Annotated in this window: 4 protein-coding genes; all 4 read right to left on the bottom strand. The window is 69.9% G+C overall.

The window, feature by feature from the left end; all coding sequences use genetic code 11:
- The coding region (locus ASF38_RS05090; protein ID WP_156366806.1) for a ParB/RepB/Spo0J family partition protein at nt 1-883 on the bottom strand (883 nt) is incomplete at its 3' end.
- Entirely contained in the window at nt 880-1,782 is a 903-nt protein-coding gene (locus tag ASF38_RS05085) for a ParA family protein (RefSeq protein WP_056574083.1), read from the bottom strand. The genes ASF38_RS05090 and ASF38_RS05085, both read right to left, overlap by 4 nt.
- A gap of 131 nt (nt 1,783-1,913) precedes the next feature.
- Nucleotides 1,914-2,447, bottom strand: a complete 534-nt coding sequence (rsmG, locus tag ASF38_RS05080) for a 16S rRNA (guanine(527)-N(7))-methyltransferase RsmG (protein WP_255353816.1) — start codon at nt 2,445-2,447, stop codon at nt 1,914-1,916.
- Between the two features lie 35 nt (nt 2,448-2,482).
- Nucleotides 2,483-2,956: a R3H domain-containing nucleic acid-binding protein gene (locus tag ASF38_RS05075; RefSeq protein ID WP_055962437.1), complete on the bottom strand. Its 474-nt coding sequence runs from the start codon at nt 2,954-2,956 to the stop codon at nt 2,483-2,485.
- Between the last annotated feature and the right edge of the window lie 38 nt (nt 2,957-2,994).

The following is a 2,994-nucleotide window of genomic DNA, read 5'->3' as shown; positions in this document are numbered from 1 at the left end:
CCATCATGGCCACGATGCGCTCGAGGTCGTCGACCGTCGCGAACTCCACGGTGATCTTGCCCTTGGACTTGCCGAGGTCGACCTTCACCCGGGTGTCGTAGCGCTCGGACAGGCGCGAGGCCAGGTCGGCGAGGCGCGGTGCCGTCACCGTGCGGCCCTGCGTGCGCGAGCGTGACGTGGCCTGGTCCTCGGAGTCGCCGAACTTCACGATCTCCTCGAGCGCACGCACCGAGATGCCCTCGGCAACCACCCGGGCGGCCAGCCGGTCCTGCACCTCGGGGTTGCCCACCGAGAGCAGCGCACGAGCATGACCCGCCGAGAGCACACCGGCCGCCACGCGACGCTGGACCGCGGGCGGCAGCTTCATCAGACGCAGCGTGTTGGTGACCTGGGGACGTGAGCGACCGATCCGGTCGGCCAGCTCCTCCTGGGTGCAGCCGAAGTCCTCGAGGAGCTGCTGGTACGCGGCGGCCTCCTCCAACGGGTTCAGCTGCGAGCGGTGCAGGTTCTCCAGCAACGCGTCGCGCAGGAGGTCCTCGTCGGTCGTGTCCCGCACGATGGCGCCGATGGTGTCGAGGCCGGCGAGGCGGCTCGCCCTCCACCGGCGCTCGCCCATGATCAGCTCGAACGAGCCCGGGGACACCTCCCGCACGACCACGGGCTGGAGCAGGCCGACCTCCTTGATGGAGTGCACGAGCTCGGACATGTCCTGCTCGTCGAAGACCTGACGCGGCTGGCGGGGGTTCGCCACGATGGAGTCCAGGGGCAGCTCGGCGAACCGCGCCCCCGCGACCTCCTTCAGGCCCGACGCCTCGGCCTCAGCGGGGGTCGAGGGAATCAGCGACTCCAGACCTCGTCCGAGTCCACGGCGTGGTGCCATCATGCATCCCCTTCGCTGGTGTGCGCGGCCTGCGCGATCTCGCGGGCCGCCTCGAGGTACGACAACGCCCCGGACGAGCCGGGATCGTAGGTGAGGACCGTCTGCTGGTAGCTGGGTGCCTCGGAGATGCGCACCGAGCGCGGGACCGCCGTGGCCAGCACCTTCGGGCCGAAGTGCTCGCGCACCTGCTCGGCGACGCCGGCCGACAGCCGGGTGCGGGCGTCGTACATGGTCAGCAGGATGGTCGAGATCTCGAGCCGCTGGTTCAGGTGGGCGCGCACGAGCTCGATGTTGCGCACCAGCTGACCCAGACCCTCGAGCGCGTAGTACTCGCACTGGATCGGGATGAGCACCTCGCGTGCCGCCACCAGGGCGTTCACCGTGAGCAGACCCAGGGACGGCGGGCAGTCGATGATCACGTAGTCGATGCGGTCCCCCGCGCGCTCACGCTCGTCGAGGTGGGTCTCGAGAGCCCGCTTCAGCCGCGTCTCGCGTGCCACGAGCGAGACGAGCTCGATCTCGGCACCGGCGAGGTCGATGGTGGCCGGCAGGACGGTCAGTCCCTCGAGCTGGGGTGCGCGCTGCACCAGGTCGCTCATCGGCACGTCCTCCACGAGGGCCTCGTAGACCCCCGGCGTGCCCTCGCTGTGCGGGATGTCGAGAGCCGTCGACGCATTGCCCTGAGGATCGAGGTCGACCACGAGGATGCGCAGACCCTTCTGCGCCAGCGCCGCGGCCACGTTCACCGCGGTGGTCGTCTTGCCGACGCCACCCTTCTGGTTCGCGACGACGAAGACGCGGGTCGAGGACGGACGAGGCAGCTGACTCGTGCTGCGCGCCCGGCGCGCCAGGTCCACATGGTCCTGGGCCTCACGGGCCAGGGGTGTCGAGTCGTCCGGCATCGGCGTCGCTGCGGCCGTCTCGGCTGCCGTGGTGGCATAGGTCGATGCCGGGCTGGCCTGCTCGGAGATGCCGTGCAGGGGGTGTGTTTCACGTGAAACGCCGCCGAGGCCGCTTCCACCGTCATGGGCGTTCACTTCGTCACCTCCACCACCGTCGTCGGGACCTCGACCTCACCGTACGTCCGGATCAGCGTATCGGTGGCACCGAGGCGTCCGAGGGTGCGCTTCGCACCCTCCAGCTCCTCTGGCGCCGACTGCCCCTTCAGTGCCAGCAGCACGCCTCCCGGCTTCACCAGGGGCATGCACCACTTCGCCAGCTTCTCCAGAGCGGCCACGGCGCGCGCGGTCACGACGTCGAAGGTCTCGTCGACGTCCTCCGCACGCGAGCGCACCACCCTCACGTTCGTCAGGTCGAGCTCCGCCACGACCTCGTCCAGGAAGGTCGTGCGACGCAGCAGCGGCTCGACCAGCGTGACCTGCAGGTCGGGTCGGCCGATGGCCCACACGAGACCAGGCAGTCCGGCGCCGGAGCCGACGTCGGCCACGGTGGCTCCCTGGGGGAGGCGAGGCAGGACGACGCCGCTGTTCACGAGGTGGCGGTCCCAGAGACGGGGCACCTCGCGGGGTCCGATCATCCCGCGCTCGACACCGTCGGACGCGAGGATGCCGGCNNGTTTCACGTGAAACAGTCATCCGGAGATCAGTCGTCCGATGCTGGCAGGACCACGACGTGGCGCGAACGATCGGCGCCCTCGGACTCGCTGACCAGGCCGGCTGCCGCGACGGCGTCGTGGACGACCTTGCGCTCGAACGGGCTCATCGGGTCGAGAGCGACGCTCGGCTCGCCGGCGCGGACCCGCTCGATGGCACCGGCAGCCACGGACTCCAGAGCGGTACGACGCTGGGAGCGGAAACCGCCGATGTCGAGCATGAGTCGGCTGCGCTCGCCGGTCTCGCGGTACACCGCGAGACGCGTCAGCTCCTGCAGGGCCTCCAGCACCTCGCCGTCACGGCCGACCAACTGGTCCAGGTCGCCACCGACGATCGAGACCGACGCGCGGTCGTTCTCCACGTCCATGTCGATGTCGCCGTCCAGGTCCGCGATGTCGAGCAGCTCCTCCAGGAAGTCCGCAGCGATGTCGCCCTCGGCCTCGAGCTTGTCTGCATCCGTCATGCGCCGGTCACTTCCTCTTCTTCTTGTTCGGGCTGGGT

The sequence above is a fragment of the Aeromicrobium sp. Leaf272 genome (genome assembly GCF_001422865.1).
In the GTDB taxonomy this organism is placed as follows: domain Bacteria; phylum Actinomycetota; class Actinomycetes; order Propionibacteriales; family Nocardioidaceae; genus Aeromicrobium.
Note: the sequence above shows the minus strand (reverse complement) of the source record. Positions and strands in the feature narration are given on the sequence as shown.